Genomic DNA, 3875 nt, shown 5'->3' with positions numbered 1-3875 from the left:
TCTCACTCTAGCTCAAATCCAAATATAAAAGTCAAGATTCACACACGTTGCGTGGTTCTTGGCTTTTTTTATTTAAAAAATTATGCAAAAATATTTGACTTATAAAAAGTAAGTAGTATACTAAAGCCATTCTACAAAATAGTAGAATAGTTAAAGGAAGAATTTACATGAATAAAATTATTTATTTTTATGATGATGGCTGTGCTCACTGCTTCACTGAGGGGAGAATTTTAGATCAGCTTGATCCCTATGCGGGAGGTAGCTTTAATATTGAGCGGATTAAAGTTAGTGAAAACCAAAAGCTCGCACAAAAGTTTGCAATTTACTCAACACCAACAATTGTTTTTGTTAAGGATAATAAAGTAGTTGAACAATATAGCCATGATCTAAGTTTCAGTCAAATAAAAACAGTGATTAATTATTATTTCGGAGGTTTAAAGATGTTTAAGAAGAATGAAGATAAGAAAGACAAGATGATTAATATTATTGGTAGTGATGATCAAAAAGGTGTCTGTGGCCCTGACGGTTGTGTGATTAATTGGGACAAGGATGAAAAGAACGATGTCAAGAAAAATTAATGAATTAGTTGAGGAATATCGTGACTCAGCTTTTGAACAAATCGTCAAAATTGGGAAAAGTTTGGGTAATGTTTCTCGCTTAAAGTTGTTAGACAATTTAGCTCAAGGTAAAAAATCTGTTGAAGATTTAGCTAAAAATGTTGGTTTAACAACAGGTACAGCTTCTAAAAATTTACAGCTTTTGAAAAAAGCGGGTCTGGTTAAAGAGTCACGTGATAAGAATTTTATTTTTTATAAATTAACCTCTAAAAAAATAGCACAGATGATTTCTTTATTAATTGATATTGGTGAAGAATCATTACCAGAGTTGCGTGATTTGGAAGACGATTTAAAAATTAAAAATTCTAAATTACCACATTTATCTGTATCAGATTTAAAACAAGAAATACTCACGGATAATCCGTATGTAATTGATTTACGACCAAGATCTGAGTATATGGCGGGGCATTTACCTGGCTCTCACAACGTTCCTTACAGTACATTTAATATCGATCAGTTAAATCTACCTAAGGATCGGACTATTGTTGTCTATTGTCGTGGTAGATTGTGTGCGTATTCAGATGTATTAGGTGAGCAAGTTTATCAAAAAGGATTTAATGTACAAGTCTTTAACCATACTGTTGAAGAATGGAATCAAAAAGTTACAAGTTAATATGGGTAATAAACAAATTCGTAGAATACTAGGAGATGAAGCTTGATGAAAAAATATGATGTTGTAGTAATTGGTGCAGGACCAGGTGGAATGACTGCTGCTTTATATGCAGCTAGAGCCAATCTATCTGTAGCTATGGTTGATCGTGGAGTATATGGCGGTCAAATGAATAACACAGCCGAAGTAGAAAATTATCCTGGCTTTCCATCTATTATGGGTCCTGAATTAGGTGAAAATATGTACCAAGGTGCAATTAAGCAAGGCGTTGAATTCGTCTATGGGGATGTCCAAGGTATTAAGGTTGATGGTTCGAAACGCATTGTTCAAATGGATAACGAGGATAATAATCTAGAAGCTAAGGCAGTAATTATTGGGACCGGGTCTGATAATCGTAAGCTTGGCGTTCCTGGAGAAAAAGAATATAGCGGCAGAGGTGTTTCTTACTGCGCGGTATGTGATGGTGCCTTTTTCAAAGATGAGGATGTTGCAGTTGTTGGCGGTGGAGATTCAGCTGTTTCTGAAGGATTATATCTAGCTAACGTCACTGACAATGTTAATGTGATTCATCGACGCGATCAATTACGTGCAGAAAAGGTATTACAAGACAGAGCTTTTAAGAATCCCAAGATGGACTTTACCTGGGATAGTACTGTGACTGAGATTGTCGGTGATGAAAATAAGGTGACTGGTCTTAAGGTACATAACAAAAAAACTGGTGAAGATAAGATCGTAGATGCTGCAGGAGTATTTATCTATGTTGGTAATATTCCTAACAGTCAGCCATTTCAGGACCTGGATATTACTGATGAACAAGGTTGGATTATCACTGATGATCAAATGGCTACTTCAATTCCTGGTATCTACGCAATTGGTGATGTCAGACAGAAAAAATTGCGTCAGATCATCACTGCAGTTAATGATGGTGGCGTTGCTGGACAAAACGCTTATGAATATATTGAAAGTTTAGTTTAATAAAAATACGAGGAGGAAAATTATGGAAATAAAATACTGGTCAGATATTGCATGTCCATTTTGCTACATTGGTTCAACTAGAATGAAGAAGGCAATGAAGGAAGTAGGCATTTATGATGATACTAAGTTGAAACTTAAGTCATTTGAATTGAATCCAATGGAAAAGAAGACTGCTAAAGCAGGAGATTATATCAATCACTTTACTGGTGGAAGAAAGGATCTTGAAGTTCAAGCTAAAAAGCAAATGGATTATATAACCCAAATGGCTGCAGAGGAAGGTCTTGAATTTCATTTAGATAAAGTTGTGCCAACTAACACAGGTGATGCTCATCGCTTAATTAAACTTGCTGAAAGTAAAAGTAACCGTGATTTAACTGAAAAGTTAATTGCTCGTTTGTATAAGGTTTACTTTACAGATGGTGAATCAATTGCAGATCATGATGTACTTACTAAAGCAGCTGTTGAAGTTGGAATGGATAAAGATGAAGTAAAGCACTTATTAAATTCAAGTAAATATCAAAAAGAAGTTGTTGCTGACGAATTAGAAGCCCAGCAATCTGGAATTACTGCTGCGCCATTTTTTGTCATTAATAATAAATACGGAATTAGTGGTGCTCAACCTTATGAGGTATTTGTTAAAGCTTTAAAGCAAGTAAAAGAAGAGGAAAATGTGTAAAGATAAATATCAGATCAAAACTATGAAAACCGATCTTCGACTTCAAGTAGAAGCTTCTATTAGAGACATTAATTTTAAAATTGATGAGCCAGAATTCAACGGTGGGGATGATACAGGTATTACTCCGGTTGAATTAGAGTTAACGGCACTAGGAGCATCACTTCAAGAAAAAGTCGAAAAATATGCTGCAGAAAATAATTTTAAGTATCAAGATCTAAATATTAATATTGAAGGCGATATTGATTTAGATGGAATGCATGGCAATCCTGATATTCCAAATGGATTTCAAGCGATTAGGGTAAACTTTGTATTTAAAACTGAGGAAAATGCCAATCGAGTTAATGAAGTAATTAAGGCAGCAATCAATTCTTCGCCAATTTACAAGATTTTAAATAAAAAGAGCAAGGTTGAAAATGTAATTGAGGAGAGTGATTATCATGACTATCTCAACTTTTGGTGTTAGTGTTCATACAACTGAAAATAAAGGTGAATATTTAGCACGAGCACGTAATTTTCAAATTCCCTTTGTTGCAGGTAGCTCTGATAAGAAAAATAAGGGTATTACATCAATTGAAGGAATTTTAGTGGCCCTAGCTTCATGTGAGACTATTGTGACTTCTGATTTTTATAAAAAGCAGAAGTGGCCATTTAATAATTTCTATTTAGCTCCCACCTTTCTTGATAACAAGCTTCAAGTAAAATTTCATTTAAATAAGCATTACTATTGGGCCTTTGATGATATCAAGCAAGCTATTGTTGATGGTAGCCCTGTTTATGACAACATTGTTAGAGCAATTCCAATTGGAATTAATCAAAGCAAAGAGAATGAAAATGATAGGCAAAATATTGAAAATAGTTGAATTAATTCTAGAGTTTCTTTTTGATGTGGTTTAGTTAAGTAAAGATTCAGCAAAAAATCAAGTTGGGTACAACGCCGCTTCAATTGCTGCATTGCTTTTGACTACTGAAGCTGTTGTTGCAGAAATTCCTGAACCAA

General features: G+C 34.3%; 6 protein-coding genes. All 6 read left to right on the top strand.

The window, feature by feature from the left end; translation table 11 throughout:
* The first annotated feature begins 167 nt into the window (after positions 1-167).
* Genes FC57_RS10215 through FC57_RS10190 form a run of 6 tightly spaced genes read left to right on the top strand, consistent with a single transcriptional unit; the run spans position 168 to position 3738 of the window.
* A complete protein-coding gene (locus FC57_RS10215; protein WP_007126901.1) occupies positions 168-578 on the top strand; it encodes a thioredoxin family protein in 411 nt (136 codons plus the stop codon).
* Positions 562-1230 (top strand): ArsR/SmtB family transcription factor, encoded by a 669-nt coding sequence (locus FC57_RS10210; RefSeq protein WP_007126902.1) that lies wholly within the window; start codon positions 562-564, stop codon positions 1228-1230. The genes FC57_RS10215 and FC57_RS10210 overlap by 17 nt, the downstream gene beginning before the upstream one ends.
* 45 nt (positions 1231-1275) lie before the next feature.
* On the top strand, positions 1276-2202 hold the full coding sequence (gene trxB, locus FC57_RS10205; RefSeq protein ID WP_007126903.1) for a thioredoxin-disulfide reductase: 927 nt from the start codon (positions 1276-1278) through the stop codon (positions 2200-2202).
* Positions 2203-2224: 22 nt separating this feature from the next.
* Positions 2225-2878, top strand: a complete 654-nt coding sequence (locus FC57_RS10200; RefSeq protein ID WP_007126904.1) for a DsbA family oxidoreductase — start codon at positions 2225-2227, stop codon at positions 2876-2878.
* Positions 2871-3341 (top strand): OsmC family protein, encoded by a 471-nt coding sequence (locus tag FC57_RS10195; protein WP_007126905.1) that lies wholly within the window; start codon positions 2871-2873, stop codon positions 3339-3341. The genes FC57_RS10200 and FC57_RS10195 overlap by 8 nt, the downstream gene beginning before the upstream one ends.
* The gene (locus FC57_RS10190) at positions 3316-3738 is read left to right on the top strand and encodes a hypothetical protein (RefSeq protein WP_007126906.1); all 423 of its coding nucleotides are present in this window, start codon (positions 3316-3318) and stop codon (positions 3736-3738) included. The genes FC57_RS10195 and FC57_RS10190 overlap by 26 nt, the downstream gene beginning before the upstream one ends.
* Positions 3739-3875 lie beyond the last annotated feature (137 nt).

Source organism: Lactobacillus ultunensis DSM 16047 (genome assembly GCF_001436305.1).
Lineage (GTDB): Bacteria > Bacillota > Bacilli > Lactobacillales > Lactobacillaceae > Lactobacillus > Lactobacillus ultunensis.
The sequence above is the reverse complement of the archived record's forward strand: the minus strand, read 5'-3'. Positions and strand labels throughout refer to the sequence as shown.

Bases quoted from the DNA above. Each gene is read 5' to 3' on its own strand.
- FC57_RS10215 (WP_007126901.1), top strand. From the start codon at position 168: ATGAATAAAATTATTTATTTTTATGATGATGGCTGTGCTCACTGCTTC.
- FC57_RS10210 (WP_007126902.1), top strand. From the start codon at position 562: ATGTCAAGAAAAATTAATGAATTAGTTGAGGAATATCGTGACTCAGCT.
- trxB (WP_007126903.1), top strand. From the start codon at position 1,276: ATGAAAAAATATGATGTTGTAGTAATTGGTGCAGGACCAGGTGGAATG.
- FC57_RS10200 (WP_007126904.1), top strand. From the start codon at position 2,225: ATGGAAATAAAATACTGGTCAGATATTGCATGTCCATTTTGCTACATT.
- FC57_RS10195 (WP_007126905.1), top strand. From the start codon at position 2,871: ATGTGTAAAGATAAATATCAGATCAAAACTATGAAAACCGATCTTCGA.
- FC57_RS10190 (WP_007126906.1), top strand. From the start codon at position 3,316: ATGACTATCTCAACTTTTGGTGTTAGTGTTCATACAACTGAAAATAAA.